Source organism: Paraburkholderia tagetis (genome assembly GCF_022213065.1).
Taxonomy (GTDB): Bacteria; Pseudomonadota; Gammaproteobacteria; order Burkholderiales; family Burkholderiaceae; genus Paraburkholderia; species Paraburkholderia tagetis.
Genome location: NZ_JAKLJA010000008.1, coordinates 84389 through 103387 on the forward strand (window position 1 = coordinate 84389; position 18999 = coordinate 103387).

The 18999-nt window shown below is 65.4% G+C and carries 18 protein-coding genes; 8 read left to right on the top strand and 10 right to left on the bottom strand.

Translation table 11 applies throughout. The features are described from left to right. Positions 1–5: 5 nt before the first annotated feature. From L5014_RS12805 to L5014_RS12815, 3 genes are read right to left on the bottom strand one after another with little or no spacing between them, the layout of a single operon-like run. Positions 6–797: an enoyl-CoA hydratase/isomerase family protein gene (locus L5014_RS12805; protein ID WP_238464226.1), complete on the bottom strand. Its 792-nt coding sequence runs from the start codon at positions 795–797 to the stop codon at positions 6–8. Between the two features lie 25 nt (positions 798–822). Beyond that, positions 823–2430, bottom strand: coding sequence for a carboxyl transferase domain-containing protein (locus L5014_RS12810; protein ID WP_238464080.1), 1608 nt, complete (start codon positions 2428–2430; stop codon positions 823–825). Positions 2431–2455: 25 nt separating this feature from the next. Then, positions 2456–3637: an isovaleryl-CoA dehydrogenase gene (locus tag L5014_RS12815; protein ID WP_238464081.1), complete on the bottom strand. Its 1182-nt coding sequence runs from the start codon at positions 3635–3637 to the stop codon at positions 2456–2458. Positions 3638–3857: 220 nt separating this feature from the next. On the opposite strand from L5014_RS12815, the gene L5014_RS12820 reads away from it, so the two are divergent. Both L5014_RS12820 and L5014_RS12825 read left to right on the top strand, forming a co-directional pair. Further along, complete coding sequence (locus L5014_RS12820) at positions 3858–4610, top strand: TetR/AcrR family transcriptional regulator (protein ID WP_238464083.1); 753 nt, start codon at positions 3858–3860, stop codon at positions 4608–4610. A gap of 151 nt (positions 4611–4761) precedes the next feature. Next, positions 4762–5784 carry a DUF2891 domain-containing protein gene (locus L5014_RS12825; RefSeq protein ID WP_238464085.1) on the top strand — a complete coding sequence of 341 codons (1023 nt, stop codon included), beginning with the start codon at positions 4762–4764 and terminating at the stop codon, positions 5782–5784. Between the two features lie 15 nt (positions 5785–5799). On the opposite strand, the gene L5014_RS12830 is transcribed toward L5014_RS12825, so the two are convergent. Beyond that, positions 5800–7323 (bottom strand): DUF3443 family protein, encoded by a 1524-nt coding sequence (locus L5014_RS12830; RefSeq protein WP_238464087.1) that lies wholly within the window; start codon positions 7321–7323, stop codon positions 5800–5802. 14 nt (positions 7324–7337) lie between these two features. Next, positions 7338–7805 (bottom strand): DUF2844 domain-containing protein, encoded by a 468-nt coding sequence (locus L5014_RS12835; protein ID WP_238464089.1) that lies wholly within the window; start codon positions 7803–7805, stop codon positions 7338–7340. A gap of 388 nt (positions 7806–8193) precedes the next feature. On the opposite strand from L5014_RS12835, the gene L5014_RS12840 reads away from it, so the two are divergent. Both L5014_RS12840 and L5014_RS12845 read left to right on the top strand, forming a co-directional pair. Further along, entirely contained in the window at positions 8194–8574 is a 381-nt protein-coding gene (locus tag L5014_RS12840; RefSeq protein WP_420800060.1) for a hypothetical protein, read from the top strand. Between the two features lie 21 nt (positions 8575–8595). Next, the gene (locus L5014_RS12845; protein ID WP_238464091.1) at positions 8596–9117 is read left to right on the top strand and encodes a YMGG-like glycine zipper-containing protein; all 522 of its coding nucleotides are present in this window, start codon (positions 8596–8598) and stop codon (positions 9115–9117) included. A 180-nt stretch (positions 9118–9297) separates the two neighbouring features. Here the strand turns inward: L5014_RS12845 and L5014_RS12850 are convergent, their stop codons facing one another. Beyond that, the gene (locus L5014_RS12850) at positions 9298–12528 is read right to left on the bottom strand and encodes a transglycosylase domain-containing protein (RefSeq protein WP_238464093.1); all 3231 of its coding nucleotides are present in this window, start codon (positions 12526–12528) and stop codon (positions 9298–9300) included. Positions 12529–12913: 385 nt separating this feature from the next. Here L5014_RS12850 and L5014_RS12855 point away from each other — a divergent pair, with 385 nt between their 5' ends. Together L5014_RS12855 and L5014_RS12860 are read left to right on the top strand one after the other, a co-directional pair. Further along, positions 12914–13246: a hypothetical protein gene (locus L5014_RS12855; RefSeq protein WP_238464095.1), complete on the top strand. Its 333-nt coding sequence runs from the start codon at positions 12914–12916 to the stop codon at positions 13244–13246. A gap of 313 nt (positions 13247–13559) precedes the next feature. Continuing rightward, positions 13560–13772: a hypothetical protein gene (locus L5014_RS12860; protein WP_238464228.1), complete on the top strand. Its 213-nt coding sequence runs from the start codon at positions 13560–13562 to the stop codon at positions 13770–13772. 159 nt (positions 13773–13931) lie between these two features. Here L5014_RS12860 and L5014_RS12865 read toward each other — a convergent pair whose 3' ends face one another. Further along, on the bottom strand, positions 13932–14651 hold the full coding sequence (locus L5014_RS12865) for a response regulator transcription factor (protein ID WP_238464097.1): 720 nt from the start codon (positions 14649–14651) through the stop codon (positions 13932–13934). Positions 14652–14883: 232 nt separating this feature from the next. On the opposite strand from L5014_RS12865, the gene L5014_RS12870 reads away from it, so the two are divergent. Next, positions 14884–16497: an MFS transporter gene (locus L5014_RS12870; protein WP_238464099.1), complete on the top strand. Its 1614-nt coding sequence runs from the start codon at positions 14884–14886 to the stop codon at positions 16495–16497. Between the two features lie 119 nt (positions 16498–16616). On the opposite strand, the gene L5014_RS12875 is transcribed toward L5014_RS12870, so the two are convergent. From L5014_RS12875 to L5014_RS12885, 3 genes are all read right to left on the bottom strand, one after another. Continuing rightward, positions 16617–16886 (bottom strand): hypothetical protein, encoded by a 270-nt coding sequence (locus tag L5014_RS12875; RefSeq protein ID WP_238464101.1) that lies wholly within the window; start codon positions 16884–16886, stop codon positions 16617–16619. A gap of 88 nt (positions 16887–16974) precedes the next feature. Further along, positions 16975–17406: a DoxX family protein gene (locus L5014_RS12880; RefSeq protein ID WP_238464103.1), complete on the bottom strand. Its 432-nt coding sequence runs from the start codon at positions 17404–17406 to the stop codon at positions 16975–16977. A 273-nt stretch (positions 17407–17679) separates the two neighbouring features. Next, positions 17680–17841 carry a hypothetical protein gene (locus L5014_RS12885; protein WP_238464105.1) on the bottom strand — a complete coding sequence of 54 codons (162 nt, stop codon included), beginning with the start codon at positions 17839–17841 and terminating at the stop codon, positions 17680–17682. A 239-nt stretch (positions 17842–18080) separates the two neighbouring features. On the opposite strand from L5014_RS12885, the gene L5014_RS12890 reads away from it, so the two are divergent. Beyond that, positions 18081–18926, top strand: a complete 846-nt coding sequence (locus L5014_RS12890; RefSeq protein ID WP_476638957.1) for a helix-turn-helix domain-containing protein — start codon at positions 18081–18083, stop codon at positions 18924–18926. Positions 18927–18999: the final 73 nt, after the last annotated feature.

Here is an 18999-nt window from a genome sequence, read left to right on the forward strand (position 1 = left end):
GTCATTCAAGCCGAATCACGCCAGCGCGGCGTGCGCTTTTCGAGGAACGACGAAACACCGTCGCGCCCCTCATCGCTCGCGCGAATGCGCGCGATGCGCACCGCCGTGTCTTCGATCAGCGCGTCATCAATTGACTCGCCCGCGATGTCCTGCACGAGCTGCTTGCACTCGCGCACCGCGTTCGGGCTGTTTGCGCAGAGCGTATCGGCGATGCGCTGCACGGTGGCATCCAGTTCGCCCGCGCTCACCGCTTCGCTCACGAGGCCGAGGCGCAGCGCCGTCGCGCAATCGAATGCTTCCGCCGTGACGAAGTAGCGGCGCGAAGCCTGCTCGCCGAGCGCGCGGATCACATACGGCGCGATGGTCGCGGGCATCAGGCCAAGACGCGCTTCGGACAGGCAGAAGTGCACCGTCTCCACCGCCACGACGATATCGGCCGCGCACACGAGGCCCATGCCGCCCGCGTAGGCGTCGCCATGCACGCGCGCGATCACGGGCTTCGGGCAACGGTACACGGCGGAGAGCATATGCGCGAGACGCAGTGCGTCGGCGCGGTTCTCCTCGTCGGAGTAGCCGGCCATCTTGCGCATCCAGTTCAGGTCCGCGCCCGCGCAGAAAGCCTTGCCGTTGCCCGCGAGCACGATGGCGCGCACGTCGTCGCGCGCGCCGAGCGCCGTAAAGGCGGCGGTCACGTCGGCGATCATCGTCTCGTTGAACGCGTTGCGCACGTCGGGGCGATTGAGCGTGACAGTCGCGACATGACCGGTCACCTCGACCAGCAGCGTTTCGTATTGCATCGTCATGTTCTCCTTCTCCGCGCGCTTACATGCGGAACACGCCGAAGCGCGTGTCTTCGATCGGCGCGTTCATCGTCGCCGAGAGCCCGAGGCCGAGCACGTCGCGCGTCTGGGCCGGATCGATCACGCCGTCGTCCCACAGGCGCGCGCTCGCATAGTACGGATGCCCCTGGCGTTCGTACTGGTCGCGAATCGGCTGCTTGAACGCCTCTTCCTCTTCCGCGCTCCACGTGCCGCCCTTGCCTTCGATGCCGTCGCGGCGCACCGTCGCGAGCACGGAGGCGGCCTGCTCGCCGCCCATCACCGAGATGCGCGCATTCGGCCACATCCACAGAAAGCGCGGCGAGTATGCACGGCCGCACATGCCGTAATTGCCCGCACCGAACGAGCCGCCGATGATGACCGTGAACTTCGGCACCTTGGCCGTGGCCACCGCCGTCACCATCTTCGCGCCGTTACGCGCGATGCCTTCGTTCTCGTACTTGCGGCCCACCATGAAGCCCGTGATGTTCTGCAGGAACACGAGCGGAATCTTGCGCTGGCAGCACAGCTCGATGAAGTGCGTGCCCTTGAGCGCCGACTCGGAAAAGAGAATGCCGTTGTTCGCGACGATCCCCACCGGATGGCCCCAAATATGCGCGAAGCCCGTGACGAGTGTGGTGCCGTAGCGCGCCTTGAATTCGTCGAAGGCCGAGTCGTCGACGATGCGCGCGATTACTTCGCGCACGTCGAACGGTTTGCGCGTATCCACGGGAATGACGCCGTAGAGACTCTTTGCGTCGTAACGCGGCGGCAGCGGCTCGCGCAGCACCACGGGCGACGTTTTCGTGCGATTCAGATTGCCGACGATCGAACGCGCGATGGCCAGCGCATGCGGATCGTTTTGCGCGAGATGGTCGGCCACGCCCGAAAGGCGCGTATGCACGTCGCCGCCGCCGAGGTCTTCGGCGCTGACTTCCTCGCCGGTCGCGGCCTTCACGAGCGGCGGGCCGCCCAGGAAAATCGTGCCCTGGTTCTTCACGATGATCGACTCGTCGCTCATCGCGGGCACGTAGGCGCCGCCCGCCGTGCACGAACCCATCACCACGGCGATCTGCGGGATGCCCTGCGCCGAGAGATTCGCCTGGTTGTAGAAGATGCGGCCGAAGTGGTCGCGATCGGGAAACACGTCGTCCTGGTTCGGCAAATTCGCGCCGCCCGAATCGACGAGATACACGCACGGCAGGTTGTTTTCCTGCGCGATTTCCTGCGCGCGCACGTGCTTCTTCACGGTGACGGGATAGTACGTGCCGCCCTTCACAGTGGCGTCGTTACAGACGATCACGCACTCCTGGCCCGCGATGCGCCCGATGCCGGTGATGATGCCGGCACCCGGCGCGGCGTCGTGGTACATGCCGTAGGCCGCGAGCTGCGAAAGCTCGAGAAACGGCGTACCCGGGTCGAGCAGTTGCGCGATACGCTCGCGCGGCAGCAGCTTGCCGCGCGAGACGTGCTTGTCGCGCGCCGCCTCGCCGCCGCCCAGCGACAGCTTCTGGATTTTTTCGCGCAGGTCCGCCACCAGCGCTTCGAGCGCGGCGGCGTTCGTCTTGAAGTCATCCGAGCGCGGATTGAGCTTCGATTCGATAATCGGCATCTCGTCTATCCTCAGGATTGCGAAATCAGGCAGTTTCCGCGAACAGCTCGCGGCCGATCAACATGCGGCGAATCTCGCTCGTGCCCGCGCCGATTTCGTAGAGCTTCGCGTCGCGCCAGAGACGCCCCACCGGATACTCGTTGATATAGCCGTTGCCGCCGAGAATCTGAATGGCCTCGCCGGCCATCCACGTGGCTTTTTCCGCCGTGTAGAGAATCACGCCGGCGCAGTCCTTGCGCACCTGGCGCACGTGCCCCTGGTGGAGTGTGTCGAGCTGGCGACCGACCGCGTAGAGATACGCGCGGCACGCCTGGAAGGTCGTATAAAGGTCGGCGACCTTGCCCTGGATAAGCTGGAATTCGCCGATGGCCTGGCCGAACTGCTTGCGCTCGTGAATGTACGGCACCACCGAATCCATCACGGCGGCCATGATGCCCGTGGGGCCGCCCGCGAGCACGGCGCGTTCGTAGTCGAGGCCGCTCATGAGCACCTTCACGCCGCCGTTGAGCTGGCCGAGAATATTTTCTTCGGGTACCTCAACATCCTGAAACACCAGTTCGCCCGTGTGCGAGCCGCGCATGCCGAGCTTGTCGAGCTTTTGCGCGACGGAAAAACCCTTCATGCCCTTCTCGACGATGAACGCCGTAATGCCGCGCGGACCGGCTTCGATATCGGTCTTCGCATAGACCACGAGCGTGTCGCAATCCGGGCCGTTAGTGATCCACATCTTCGTGCCGTTGAGCACGTATTTGTCGCCCTTTTTATCGGCGCGCAGCTTCATGCTGACGACATCGGAACCGGCGTTCGGCTCGCTCATCGCGAGTGCGCCCACGTGCTCACCCGAAACCAGCTTGGGCAGGTATTTGCGCTTTTGCGCCTCGGTGCCGTTGCGGTGGATCTGGTTCACGCAGAGATTCGAATGCGCGCCATACGAAAGGCCGACCGAAGCCGAGGCGCGCGAGATTTCCTCCATCGCCACCATGTGCGCCGTGTAGCCCATGTTCGCGCCGCCGTATTCTTCGGAGACGGTCATGCCGAGCACGCCCAGATCGCCGAACTTGCGCCAGAGGTCCATCGGGAACTGGTCGGTGCGGTCGATCTCGCCCGCGCGCGGGGCGATTTCCTTTGCCGCGAAGTTCGCGATGCTGTCGCGCAGCATTTCGACTTCTTCACCAAGCGGGAACTGCAAACCGGGTACGTTGCTCATTCTGTGTCTCCTCAATGGGGCGCGGGCGCTCTCGCGGGTGACGCGACTTGCCCTTCGGGGACATATTTCACGCCACATTTACGTTAACGTCAATAGATATTTTTGAGTCACACTCAGATTTCCGCATTGCCAGCATTTTTAGCGCCCTTACGACCTTGAAAAGCGCTAGATATCGTGCATAATCAGCACCAATCCCGCCGTAAACTGAACTTCACTCAGAATGTCGACCGCCCCCAACACCTTCATGCCCGCGTCACGCCGCCAGCCCGCGGGCCGCAAGTCCCAGCAGCGCGTCAAGGAGATTCTCGCGGCCGGGCGCGAGGTGTTCTCCGAAAAGGGCTACACGCGGGCCACCACGGCCGAGATCGCGCAGCGCCTCTCCATTTCCGAAGCCACGGTGTTCAGCTACTTTCGCGGCAAGCGCGAACTGTGCGCACGCGTGATCGGCGACTGGTACGACGAATCGATCGGGGCCATCGAGGCGGGCCTGCCGCGCGACGGCACCGTGCGGCAGCAATTTGCGTTCATCGTACGCATGCACCTGCGATTAATGCTGGAAAGTGGCACGGGCATCTGCGAGCTGGTGCTTTCGGAAGGGCGCACGCGTCACCACGAACTCAGCGAGGCGCTCACGGAAATGCAGCGGCGCTACACCGCGCCGCTCATGCGCGTGCTCGCGCGCGGGCAGGAATGCGGACAGATTCGCCGCGACATGCCGCTGCGCCTGTTGCGCTCCCTTATTTTCGGGCCGATGGAACATGTGCTCTGGGACGCGACGCTCGCCAACCGCCGCACCGATATCGACGCTACAGCGGAGAAGCTCGCCGATGTGCTGTGGAATGCGCTGCAACCACCCAATATCGAACTGGCCGCGCTCGCGCAATTCAGCCAGGACGTGGGCGAGGCCATGCGCCGGCTCGAACGCGAGCGTTCGCCGCGCAAGGCGGGAGCGCCGTCGTCTCTGCACGACTAGGGTCTGTTTGTGTAGATCGCGCGTGCCGGCTCGCAGCGTGCCTCGCTCGCGCCAGGCACCGGCAAGACTTGGGGGTTTCGCGCTAAGCTGGCGCTTTCGCATCAGCGCCCTCCACGTCGCCACGTCGCCAAGTCGCTACGCACAGACCATCATGGACACCACGCTCACCGCTGCGCTCGCCTCCCGCTTCGCGTCCCTCGCGCTCGCTCACCTCACGCGCGAGTACCCCAACAAGCTCACCCATTCGCTGGACGGTCCGCAGGACGTGCAGGGCCCGCGCGCGCTGCATCCCGTGTTCTACGGCAGCTACGACTGGCATTCATGCGTGCACGGCTACTGGCTCGTCGCGCATCTGCTGGAGCGCTTCCCCGACTTGCCCGAGGCGCCGCGCATCGTCGCCGTGATCGACGCGCATTTCACCGATGCGAACATGGCCGGCGAGCGCGCCTACCTCGACCTGCCGCACAACCGCGGCTTCGAGCGCCCCTACGGCTGGGCCTGGCTGCTCGCGCTCGCAGCGCAACTGCACGGCATGAAGACGCCCGAGGCCCAGCGCTGGTCGCGCACGCTCACGCCGCTCACCGAGGCGTTCGTCGAGCGCTTCGAGGAATTTCTGCCGAAGGCGACCTATCCGCTGCGCGTGGGCACGCACTTCAACACCGCGTTCGCGCTCACGCTCGCGCACGATTTCGCGCGCAAGACGTCGCGCGATACGCTGGCGCGCCTGATCGAGGAGACGGCACGGCGCTGGTACGCAGGCGATGCGGGATGCCAGGCGTGGGAGCCGTCGGGCGACGAGTTCCTCTCGCCCGCGCTAATGGAAGCGGTGTTGATGAGCCGCGTCATGAGTACAAACAAGAACGCCGAAGAATTCGCCGCCTGGTTTGCGCGCTTTCTGCCCGCGCTGGCCGCGCGCGAGCCGGCCACGCTGTTCCAGCCCGCCACGGTCACCGACCGCACCGACGGCAAGATCGCGCATCTCGACGGTCTGAACCTGAGCCGCGCGTGGTGCCAACGCACGCTCGCACGCGTGCTGCCCGCGGGCGACGCGCGTGCGGATGTGCTGCGCGAAGCCGCGCAGACGCATCTGGACACGGCGCTCGATCACGTCGCCGGCGACTATATGGGCGAGCACTGGCTCGCCAGCTTCGCGACGCTCGCGCTCGAGGCTTGAGCGCTTCCGGGAAAATCAGGGCGACACATAAGCGACATAAGGCCCCGTCGGCCCCGTCGCGCTCGCCCCCGATGCCGTGCCATCGATCCCGTAATAGATACGCCGGCCGTAGAAGAACGGCATGCCCAGATCGACGGTCTGCGCCAGGAACGACGCGAGATTGCTGAACGCGAAGTTCAGCGACGTAAGCAGCGCATCCGCATTGCCGATCGCGATGCTCATCGTGGCGTTCACGCCTTTCGAGTCGGACACCGTGACGGTGCGCTTGAGCGGCGTGGCAGGCACATAAAAGGTGTTGTTGTCCTGGATGATCGCCCAGTCCTCGAAACTCAGCGTGTTCGAACCCGAGTCGATGAACGTTTGCACGGTGCTGCCATTGCCGACGCTGCCTCTAAAATTGCCCCAGCCGTTGGTCGCGAGGACGGTTGCGCCCACACCCGCCAGCTGGTTGTTCGCCTGCGTGCCGATGCCGAAGGTTAGCGTGCCGCTCGCCGTGGGCGCGCCGTCGGCGGCAATCTTCGGCATGTCCACAATCACGCCGTTATTGTCGACGGGGAAAAGCGCCACCGGATTCGTGACCTGATTGACGAGCGGCATCGAGATGGGCGTAGGCGGTACGGTGTCGGCGTAGTAGTAGCCGGTGCGCGGCGTGCTGCGCGTGCACGCGGTGCCGCAATCGTTGCGCGCGACGCCTACGCCGAGTATGCCGTTCGCGCCCATCACCGCCGGGCTCGTGAGCGCCGTGTTCCACACGCACGAAGCCGGTACCGGCGAGACGATCGAGGCGTCCCCGATTATCTGGATGGGCACGGCGGCGGCCACCTCCCGCGCGAGCTTCACGTCGGCGGCGCGCAAGCTTCCCCATGTATGGCCCGAGCCGAAGACGCCGCACGCCGCCACGTTCTTGCCGCTGGCAGGGTCGGTCTGCACGGGCAGCGCGGCGAGCGTGGCAGCGGGAATCGCCGACGCATAGAGGCGCAAGCCGAACGAGCCCGTGTCGAGCAAGACGTTATCGATCGTCGAGCAGTTCGTCTGTGCGCCGCTGCCGGGCTGACAAACCGTCACGCTCACGAGCGGGAAGTTGCGCACGGCGCTCGCCGACGAGACGAGTACTGGAATCGTGTTGCCGATATCGGCAGTGGAGCCTCCACCCGAGGAGCCGGAATTGCCGGAGCCTGAGTCGGACGTGCCGGATCCCGAGCCACCTGAGCCGGAACCGCCCGAGCCAGAATCACCGGAGCCAGAACCACCCGAGCCCGAGCCACCCGAACCTGAACCACCCGAACCCGAGCCGCCTGAGCCGGAACCGCCCGAACCTGAACCACCCGAGTTCGAACCACCCGAGCCCGATCCGCCTGAGTTCGGACTCTTGCCGCCCGTTCCGCTGCTGCTTGCCGCGTCCGACGCCGCCCAAGCCCCGGCGGCGGCGCCGCTCGGTATCGCGGCGCCGCTCGGCACCGCGATGCCGTCCGAGCCGCCGCCGCAAGCCGTCAGCAGCACACTTGCGCCGAGCGCGCAAACCATGATGATCTTGTGCATCGCGCGTCCCTCGCTTATTGGATCTGATCGACGCCGAAGCCTTGCGGCAGCGCCTTCGGCAACCACGCGCGGCCCGTCAACGCGCCCATATGGCCGCCCGTCTCGACGACGAGATCGGCTTGACGCACGGCAACCGGTCCATAGCCGCCACCACGCGCGGCCTGCGCCGCCGCGAGCCCCTTTTTCCACGCGGGAAAGTAGCTGCCCAGCAACGTATCGAGCGAGCCGACGCGCGGCCCGCGCCAGGACACGGCGAATACAGTGCCGCTAGCGTCGAGGTACTCATGGATCACCGTGTCGTTTTCGAGCGTGGTCGTCGTGACGGTCCACGGCGCCGCGGCCACGTTTGCGGCAGCCATCAAGCGCGTGGCAGGCGTACGCTGCGCATCCGGAAACGCCGGTGCGCCGCCCAATCCGGCCCATGCGGGTGCAGTGGCGAGTCCGATCGCCGTCGCCGCACTCACTGTCAGAATCCCCTTCATGTTGTAGTCCTTAGTAAATCGATGGCGTGCAATAGATGAACCACGCCTCGCACGGAGCGCCCGGCGAGTCTAAGCGGGCCAACGTCGGACATCGCGATCAGCGAATCGAAATGACTATTCGAACTTTTGGCGTCGGCCCGGAGCGTCGACGTCTTTCACCTTGAAAGCGCCCATTTCGTCGGTGTCGAGCGCGCCCAGGCGCAGGAATGGAATCGTATGAACCGCGGGGCGCATGGTCGCACCTCGTTGCCTCGTTGTAACAACTCGAAAAATCAGTGGTGTTCGCGTAATTGCATTGAACGTCGCAATGTCATAGCGTTGCAGAATGCGCGGGCGCGCAAGGCCAGGCCGGCACGAGCCCCCGCCCAATCCCGTTCTGGAGAGCGTTGTGAGAAGGTCGAAACTGATTCTTGGGGCCGCCATGGCCGCGCTGACCTGCGCGAGCGGCGCAGCGCACGCGGCGCGCGTGGGTGTTTTCATCGGCGGCGGCGTGCCTTACTACTACCCGGTCGCCCCCGCGCCCTACTACTATGCGCCCGCGCCCGTGATAGTCGCGCCGCCCCCGCAGCCGCCCGAATACATCGAGCAGGGCCAGCCACAAGCGCAAGCGCCTGGATACGATGGTAGCGACGGTGGCTATGGCAGCGACGGCGGCGAAAACAGCGACACGTGGTACTACTGCGACGCCTCGAAGACCTACTACCCGTATGTGAAGCAATGCTCATCGGGCTGGCGCGCCGTGCCGGCCCAACCGGCGCCTTGGAACTGATTTGACCATATCGAGCTGCACATGAAACCGATCTATCTCGCGCTGCTCGCCACTGCGGGCCTCCTGAGCGCATGCGCCGTGGTCCCGTCCGGACCGAGCGTGATGGCCCTGCCGGGCACCGGCAAGAGCTTCGACCAGTTCCGCAACGACGACTACAACTGTCGTCAGTTCGCCTTCCAGCAGGTGGGCGGAACCACCACCAACCAGGCCGCCAGCAATACCGCCGTGGGCAGCGCCGTGGTCGGCACGGCGCTCGGCGCCGCCGCCGGTGCGGCGTTCGGCGGCGGCAACGGCGCGGCCATCGGCGCGGGCGCCGGCCTGCTCGCGGGCAGCGCCGTCGGCATGGGCAACGCGCAGGGCTCGGCCTACGACGTCCAGCGCCGCTACGACTACGCGTATCTCCAGTGCATGTACGGCACGGGCAACCGCGTTCCCGTGGCGGGCCGCATGCAGACGCAGCAGCCGTACTATCAGCCGCAGCAGCGCTATTTGCCGCCTCCGCCGCCGGGATCGCCGCCCCCGCCGCCGCCAGGTTCATATTGATCGAGCGAGGCTAACCAGGCCGCGGGCGCACCGGGCGCGACGCTCGCCAGCGCGAGCGCTTCGGCCTGCACCAAAACAAACGCGCCCGGAAAGGGCGCGTTTTATCGAACGCAAGGTTCGCTCGCCAGCGCGAGCATATCGAATCGGGCGGCCCAGCAAAGCTGGCCGCCCGACGCTACGTCATTTCACGTTCATCCTTGCCTTAACTGATTCGGCATCCGAATAAAATCCCGGCACCGTGCTGGACCAGCTCGCTATCGCGCGCAGTTGCCCGAGCGGCACGCTCACGTGCTGCACCGCGCCCGTCTGCTGATCGATCAGCGTCATCTCCTGTGAGTCGGTTGCGGCCTTCAGCTTGCCGTCCGGTGTGTCCTTCTCCTCCAGCAGCGGTTGCAGCACCGGGGCGAGCGACTTCAGTAACTGTACGGACAGCGCACTCGTGAACGAGTAGCGGGCGGCGTACGGCTCGTGCACCCAGGCGGTGAGCGTGCCGTAGAAACGGTCGCCGATAACGAACACGAACGTCGCGCTGCGGTTCACCTTGCGCGACTCGATGAGGCGCGCACCCGGCGCATAGACATTGAAGCGTTGATCGCCCGTGCCGGTCTTGCCGTAGACCGGCAGCGTCTTGCCGCCGGGGAACGCCATGCCGTCGGCGAGCCGCTTGGCCGTGCCGCCCTCCACCACCGACGTCAGCAGCTCGCGCACCACCTGCGAGATTTCCGGCGAGAACAGCGGCTGCGGCTGCGCGGCCGCGTGCACGAAGCGCGTTTCATACGGCGTGCCGTGCGCGAAGTCGAGCGATTCGAAGCTATGCGTCGGCCGTTTTTCACCGTTGCTGGAGACGAGGCCGATCAGATACGCGAGCGCCGACGGCCGGTCGCCCGACGCACCGATCGCCGCGCCATACGATGGCGTGATGTTGTCGAACGGATAGCCGAGCGCGCGCCACGACTTGCCGATCTCGGCATACGCCTTCAGTTCGATCATGTGGCGAATGCGCCGGTTCTGCGTGGCGTAATAGCGCGTCTTGAAGAGCCACTTATAGGTATAGAGGCGCACGTCGCGGCTTTGCTGCTGGACCTGCGCAAGCGTCGCTTCGGGGTGCGTGTGCAGATAATTCAGCAGCCACAGTTCGAGCGGATGAATGCCCGCGATATAGCCGCGATCGTTGAGGTTGAATTTTTCAATCGCGTACTTGTTGTAGTACTTCGCGAGGTCTTCGTCGTCGAGCCACTGGAACCTGGTGTGCTTTAGTTGCGCGCGCATCAGTCCGTTGAACCACGTCTGGTCGCCGTTCGGATTCACGCTGCGCAATACCGTCGCGATCCGCGCCGGGCCCTTGCGCGTGTGCTGCAGCAGAATCTGCAACGCCTCGTCGTTGCTCTTGCCCGCATAGCGCGTGTAGAAACGCTTCATGTAGACCTGGCTCTCGCCGTCGGCAAACTGCGTGAGGTAGCGGTTGCGCACCGCCGGGTCGTCGAGATAGTTCGAGGGCGACCCCGCAACCTGGATCATCTCGTAGTGAACGATGTCGCGCATGAGCCGCACGAACACGAGATTCACCGAATGCTGGAACGCACGCTGCACAGTGAGGATCTGCGCGTTTTCGCTCGACTCGAAATTATTGAAGCTCTGCGCGCCGCCGCCCGTGTAGAAGGTCTCGCCCGGATTCCCCGAATACTTGCGCTGCACCGCCGCTTCGAGCATGGCGGACAGCGAGCGATCGGGCGTCTTCGAGAGGTAGTCGAGCGCCCAGCGCGTGAGTGCATCGCTCGGGTCGATCTGCGGGATCGTCGCGCGCAGCGTCTTCGCGTCCTCGCCGGCGTATTTCGTGTGCAGCGCGCTCACGATCTGCAAATACGTAATGAGCGTGCGCAGCTTCGCGGTCGAGCCGAGATTCAGGCGCGCCCCGGAATTGATGTCGAACGGCTCGTTCACGCTATCGGTCTGCACACGCACGAGATTTTCGCCGCCGCGCCGCTCGAACAGCGTGAAGCTATAAGCGATCTTCGACGGATCGTCGGCGGGCTTGAGCATATTGAAGCCCACGAGCCCCGCCGCGCGCGCGCCGTCCTTGGTCGCCGCATCGGCGAGGCGGTCGCTCACGGCCTGCTGCACGGCGTCATCGAGCGTGGAGCGTGCCGAAAGATCGAGGCGGTCGAGATCGTAGATCGTCTTCAGGCCGAGCACCTGCATCAGTTGCGTGCGCATCGTGAGCACCGCCTTGCGTTCGACATAGGAGACCGGCGCGCGAGGCACGGACTTCGAGCGGTCGAGCGTGAGTTTCGCCGCGAGCGCGGCGTCGCGCAGCGCGGGCGAGATCACGCCGCCGCCGCCGAGCAGGCGTAGATAACTGTCGGTGAGCTTCGCCAGGGCGTCGTTGTTTTTCTGCAGGAAATACGAGGGCGCACGCTGGGCGATCAGGAGCGAGAGCACCTGGCGGAACGCGAGCGCCTGCTCGTCGAGCGTCGCGCTCGAAATGGGCTCGCGCAGGATGCGGTTGACGTCGCGGAAGTCGCGTCCGTACCAGGCCGCGAGACCGTCGCCGATGCCATTGACCTCGCCCACGCCCGCCTTCGCGGAGAGCGGCACGGAATTCAGGTAGTGCACGAGGATCTGCTGGCGCGCGGGCATCGTCTGCGGGCCGTCGAGATAGGCGCGCACCGAGGCCGACGCGATCTGGCGCAGCTTCTCCGGCGGCGTGGCGGTGCGCCCGCCCGAGGAGTGGCGGAACTTCTCGATCTGCGTGGCGAGCGTGCTGCCGCCCGGCGTGTGCTGGTGCTTGTTCACGAGCCTCGCGCCCTGATCGACGAGTGCGCGGCTAAAGCGCCCCCAGTCGATGGCCGGATTGCGGTTGGGCTGATCGGCGGCGAGCAGGTATTTGTCTTCGATGAAGAGCAGCGAATCGCGCACGAGCGGCGGCACGGCTTCGAAGCTCTCGTAGGCACGCTGCGGATAGCGCGTATGAAACAGCGTCGCGCCGTTCGCGTCGCGCAGCACGATGCCGGCCTGGTCCTTTTCCTCATAGGGCAGGAAAAGGCCTTCGTCGGCGAGCGAAATCATCCGCGCCGAATCGCGCGCCTGCGCGGCGACCGCGAAGCCGCGCTTTTCGAGCCGCTCGGTAAACGCAGGTAGCTGCGCGTAGCCGAGCCGCACGTCGTAAGGGCCATTCGTCGTGGGAAAGCGGATCGTGTGACTCTCTCCGGGCTCGACCGCAAAACCGACGTCGCGCGTAAGCTCGGAGAAGTAGCGCGCCTGAAGTCTCGACGTGTCGATTTCGATCTGCACGATGCGCACCACGATGGCGATGGCAACCAGAATCGCGACGAAGAAACCCCACTTGATCCACCGCCAGACTGAACGGGCATGGGTGGCAGGAAGAGGAAAACGGACCGACGGGCGGCTCATGGTTATTCTCCCTGACGTCGCGTCAGATTGCGGAGTACACCGCAGAGATAGTCTATCTCGGCTGGGTGATTCGTGTGCGGCTGTGTCGCGTTGCGGCGGCGTCAGTCGTGTGCCCGCAACACGCGTGCCCGCGTTGTGCGTGCGGTTCCGCACATTTCCTGTTGTATTACTAGTCGTGTTTCCACTGTATGTCGCGTGTATGGCGCGCAGATGGCGGCCGCCAACCCGCGCACCGGCACGCGACGTGCTGCCCTTATAATCCCCGGTTGCTTGCCGTTTGCGACCGTGTTTGCGGCCGTGTTTGCGACCACTCACTCCGGTCGAGAGCCTTGCATGGGACCGGAGTAACCGCTAAAGCGCTAACTCCGGTCGACACAGGAGAAATATGAAGAAGCTTGCCGCGCCCCTCGCCCTTTCGCTCAGCCTCGGCGCCTGCGCCTGGTTTCAGGGCAATCCGGATTCCGGTCAACCCGTCATCGATTCCACGACCAGCCGGTCGGTTCAGGACATCGTCTCGTGCCTGACCGCGCAAGCGTCCCAGCACGGCGCGAGCTTCCAGACAAGCGCACTGCCGCAGGGCGAAATGCTCGACTTCGGCGATTCGAACGTCATCAAGATTCGCACCGACAACGGCACGACCACCTATCGCTTCTACGCCGGCAAGCGTCACGCAGCGAATCTCTGGATCGAAGGCGCCAGCAAGACCTGTGCGCCCTGAGCCAACACCTCCACGCCATCCGTTTTTCCATCTGTAAATGAACATGCAAGCGGCCTTGAACGCCACCGGCGCAAGCCCGCTTATGAACGTGCTTACGAACGGACTTACAAACACGCTTACGAACAATTACGGTGCGTAACGCCGTGCAGTACGGCGACACATTTCCACGGCGGGTTTTAAGAATCGCTTAAGTCTTCGTCCGCATCATCGCGTCACCCCGGAAGAAACGCTGCAGGAGGTGCCAGTGAACTGGACAGGATCGAAGAAGCAGGCAGCAACCGAAGCACAACAAGCCAAGCCCGCAAAGCGCACCATGCTGCGACGTCTGCTGAGCCATCACGAACTCGCCACACTGCTGTTGCTGCTGCATGCCCCCATCGACGCGAGCGCCAAGCCCGAGATCACTACGCTCCAGGAAGCGGGTCTCGTCGAGCAGGTGCCTGGCGACGCCGCTGCGGGCGCCGCGCAGATCCGCCTGACGTCGGAAGGCAACGCGGTACTGCAGGGGCTCGGCATCGCACGCTGATACCGCTGCGCTAACGCGCGCGAGCGTCCATGCACCGCGCATCGAACACCGCATCGAACACCGCATCGAACACAGAAGCCAGGACTGCGGACCAGAAATAGCAAAACGGCGGCACGCTACCATGCGTGCCGCCGGCAAGAACCACGAGACGACGCAACGTCACGCCGCCGCGCGCTCGAGCGAGATCGACTCATCCTGCAAGCGCAACAGCCGGTAGCCGCTCTTGTAGACGGGCTGCAAGCGAAAGCCGTTGTGCTCCTCGATCTCGAGCAGCACGCGCAGGCGAGAGACGTGACTGTCGATGGTGCGCGTGAGCGTGTGCAGCTCACGCCCCCAGACCATCGCGTAAATATGGTCGCGCGAGAGCACGCGGCCGACGTTCGCGAAGAACAGCGAGGCCAGCCGATACTGCGTGCCCGAGAGTTCGACGGCCTTGCCGTGCACGGTGACGCTCTGGCGGTGCATGTCGAAGTGATACGGACCGGCTTCGAGCACCACGTTGTCGTAACGATCGGGAAAGGCACGCCGCAGCAGCGCGTTCACGCGCGCGCGAAACACCGACGGGCAAACCGGCAGGCTGACGTAATCGTCCGCGCCCACCGAGAACGCGCGCACCACGCTTTCGTCCGAGTCGTCCTCGGAGGCAAACAGCACCGGAATCTGATTGCCGTTCACGGCGCGCACCATCTTCAGCAGTTCCGTACCCGAGAGCCGCGAGCCCTGCCAGTCGAGCACCAGCATGTCGACGGTCGAAGCGGCCAGTGCCTTGGCGAGCGTGATCCCGTCGCTGAATGGCATGCACGCATGACCGCATTGTGCGAGCGTGCGCTCGATCAGCCCGCGCTGAACGTCGTCGCGCTGAAGAATCGCGATACGCATAGAACCTCCCTTATCCGAACAAAGCGGGTGCAATTCTGTGGAGATGTGCAAAGGCCGCCCATAAGAGGACTCTGAATTGCGACGAAGGAAGGACAATTCCTGCTGCGTCGGCGGGTAGGCCTGACAGTCATGAGGTCAGAACGAGGGCGAGCGCCGTCGGGCGCGGCGACATGCTTCGACCTTTCACGTCGCGCTGAAACGTCGTCGCGGCCAGCGTCCTAAGATACGTCGCATGAACACGCCACCTGACTCTTCGCCCTCCCCGACTTCGTCGCGGCCCGACCACCCCGTGCACTTCACGCCCGCGCTCGCGCGCATCGTGGCGACCGTGAGCGTGGGCTTCGTCGTGACGCAGCTCGACGTCACCATCGTCAATATCGCGCTGGCGCGCATCGCCACCGACCTCCACGCGAACGTCGCCCGGCTGCAATGGATCGTCGATGCCTATACGCTCGCCTTCGCCGTGCTGATGCTCTCGGGCGGCGTGCTCGGCGACCGCTACGGCGCGCGTCGCATGTACGCGGCCGGCCTCGTCGTGTTCGCGCTCGCCTCGCTGGCCTGCGGGATCGCGGCCAATCCGGTCTTGCTGATCGCCGCCCGGGCGCTGCAAGGCGCGGGCGCGGCCGCCATGCTGCCCAACTCGCTCGCGCTCCTGAACGAGGCCTGCCGCCACGAACGCACGCTGCGCGCCCGCGCCGTGGGTCTCTGGACCGCTGCCGGCGCGGTCTCCATCGCCGCCGGGCCGATCGCCGGGGGCCTGCTGATCGCCGCGTTTGGCTGGCGCAGCATCTTTCTCGTCAATCTACCGCTCTGCGCGGCGGGCCTCGCTGCCACGCTGATGTGGATTCCCGCGTCGCGCCGCGCGGGCGCTGCATCCGCAAGCCAAGCCGCAAGCCGGGACGCCAGCCAGTCCGCGAGCGAGGCCGCGCCCCAGGCGGCAACCTCCGCCGACACACCCGCACAACGCCCGCGCAGCCTCGACGTGCGCGGCCAGTTGCTCGCCGTCATTGCGCTCACGGCGTTCACGGGCGCGGTGATCGAATGCCGGCCGCTCGGCTTCGCGCACTGGGCCGTATGGGGCGGTTTCGTGCTGGCCCTCGCGGCAGGCGCGGCATTTGTCGCGCTCGAAGCGCGCATCGAAGCCCCCATGCTGCCGCTCGCCATGCTGCGCAACCGCACCTTCAGCGCGGCCGTGCTGTTCGGCGTATGCGTGAATCTGACCTACTACGGCACGGTGTTCGTGCTCGCGCTCTTTTTGCAGCACGCGCGCGGCCAGTCGCCGTTGCAGGCCGGGCTCACCTTCATCCCGCTCACTGGCGGCTTCCTGCTCTCCAATATCGCGAGCGGACATGTGGTCGCCCGTTACGGCACGCGCTTGCCGATGATCGGCGGCGCGCTCGTTGCGGGGCTCGGCTATGCGCTGCTGATCCCCGTCGATGCGAACACGCCGCTCATCGCGCTGCTCGCGGCGTTTCTGCTGATTCCAGCTGGCATGGGGCTCGCGGTGCCGGCCATGACGACGACAGTGCTGGCCTCGGTCGAGCCGGCGCGCGCGGGCACGGCATCGGCGCTGCTCAATACCGCGCGCCAGGCGGGCGGCGCGGTGGGCGTAGCGGCGTTCGGCGCGCTCACGGGCGGCGGGGCGGCGGCTGAGGTCGTGAGCGGCCTGCACGCGGATACGGCCATCTCGGCGGCGCTCCTGCTGGTTGCGGCCTGGCTCGCCTGGAACATGCGCGCGGATGCTGCGCATCTGGCACACCAGGCACATCCGACACATCCGGCCCAGGCCGCCACGGACGCGGCGCGCACGAAAGCGTCGCGCCAGGGAAAACGCGCATACGAATGAGGCGCGAACGATAACGAGGCTGTGCCGCAATCCCGGGGATCGGATTCGCGGGCACCGCCGCCCGGCCCTTGCCCGGGCTCCGCGCAGCGCCCGCAGAGCGGACTCGAATTCGGATTCGGCTAAAGCGACGCTTCCTGAATCGAGCCCGTGCTCAGTGCACGTTCGATCAGTCCATCGGTTTGCGCTTTGCGAATGGCATGCGCAATCAGCCGATCCGGCTCCTCGAGTTCGGCCTTGAGCGTGCCGATCAGCCCCGAGGCGTCGAGTATCACCAGCGTCTTCGCCGTATCGGCGGCGCTGATCAGCACGCGGTGCGTGCCGTCCTCGGCAAGGCTTGCGCAGAACCGCCCAGCCTTGCCCCCCACGTTGAAATCGAAGTTTTCAATCACAGCCGGCTCCCAGGTTTCTCAGTGGTCTTGTTTGTTGTCGGCGTGCCGCGCCGCATGAGCGCGCTATCCCGATGCACTACGCGGGCGTTCAGCCCCGCAACCCGCCGCGCGGCGCACGCAATCCATCAATGGAAGCACGTCCCGCGCCCGTGACCGTGAGCAGCAAGAATCCGCCGGCGATCGCGATGTTTTTCCAGAAGTGCACGACCGCGTCCTGTTGCAGCGCGGCCTCGGTGACGTTCCAGAAATCATGCCCGAGAACGGCCGTGACGAGCGCATAGACGGCCAGCACGAACGCCACGAAACGCGTGCGCACACCGAACACGAGCGCGAGCCCGCCAAGCAGTTCCACCGCCGTGGCGACCGGCGCCGTGAATTGCGCATAGGGCACGCCGTGCGCATGCAGATAAGCGATGAACCCCGCATACCCCAAAAGCTTCATGGCACCGCCCCACAAAAACAGGATCGCGAGCGCAATACGGGCGATGAAGATGATCAGGGAATCTGCGGGACGTGTCATGGAGGGCTCCGATATGCAATATGGCAGTGACACCGGCCCTATCCTACAGTTCCCTACCTAATGGATTACGCGCATATCAGCGGCCCGCAGGCTTGCGTCCGCCGGGCTGAGCCGCACCCGGAAGGCGGGCGCCGGCGGCTGTGCAGCCAGCGGTGGCGGTCGGGATATTGATTCGCACTGCCAGCTATCTGATACCCGATGTCCCGCCTGCCGGGCGCATGATACGCGTTTACCCGCGCACGCTTGACTTCAGAGACCGGCTTGCTGGCACGCTCAATGCTTGTGACGCATGCCGTGTCCGCGGTGTGCATTGAGCCAGCGCGTCACGCGCTCTTCGAGCACGCCCCGGCTGTGGCGCGACATGGCCCACATGGCCGCGCACACCACCACCATCACGGCCGGACCCAGCAGATAAGCAACCACCGTTTCCCTCATGGCTATCTCCTCGCCATGCCATCGAACAAATTGTGAGATATGAATTCTAGGCGAAACGCGCGGACAGCGATAAGCATCCTGCGCGAACGTCGCAAACATTTTTTCGCGCGGATTGCTTATGACACCCCGCCTGGGCGTCCCCGCCCGCCGCGGCGGCTCCGGCGAAGCGCAGGCCGCGCAGGCCGATGATTACCTCACGGGTAATCGATCGAACGCGCGGTTTCGCTAGAATCGGCGCCATGAACACGCCCGCGAACGCCTTCGTGGCGCCCTCCATCGTGCAACCGGCCAGCGGCTCGACACGCCGCAGCGTGGGCGAACTGTTGCGCGAATGGCGGTTGCGCCGCCGCATGAGCCAGATGCTGCTCGCAAATGAAGCGGAGATCTCCACGCGGCACCTGAGTTTCGTGGAATCGGGCCGCTCGCTGCCGAGCCGCGAGATGGTCATGCATCTGGCCGAGCGCCTTGACGTGCCGCTGCGCGAGCGCAACGCACTGCTCGTCGCGGCGGGTTACGCGCCGCTCTACCGCGAGCGCGCGCTCGACGACCCGCAACTCGCGGCGGCGCGCGAAGCCGTCGAGCTGGTGCTGCGTGGCCACGAGCCCTACCCGGCGCTCGCGGTCGACCGGCACTGGAACATCGTGGCAGCCAACGCCGCGCTCGCGCCGCTCGTCGGCGACGCCTCACCCACGCTGCCGGCCGCGCCCGTGAATGCGCTGCGCCTTTCGCTGCATCCCGAGGGCGTGGCGCCGCGCATCGTCAACTGGCATGCCTGGCGCGCGCATCTGCTCGCACGCCTGCAACGGCAGATTGAAGCGAGCGCCGACCCGGTCCTCGTCGCGCTCCACGACGAGCTGGCTGCCTATCCCGCACCACCGCATGCGTCTGCCGCCGACACTGAGCCGGTTCAACACCTCATCGCGGTGCCGCTGCGCATCCGGACCGCGCTCGGCGAGCTGTCGTTCTACAGCACGACCACCGTATTCGGCACGCCCGTCGATATCACGCTATCCGAGCTCGCGATCGAAGCGTTCTTTCCCGCCGATGCACAAACCGCACAAATGTTGCGCGCGCAATCATTTTGACGCGCGCTCCATACACTGCGTGCCGCTTCGATTCGACCATTAAGCAAAGCGCCGATCCGGATTTTCTCCGCAT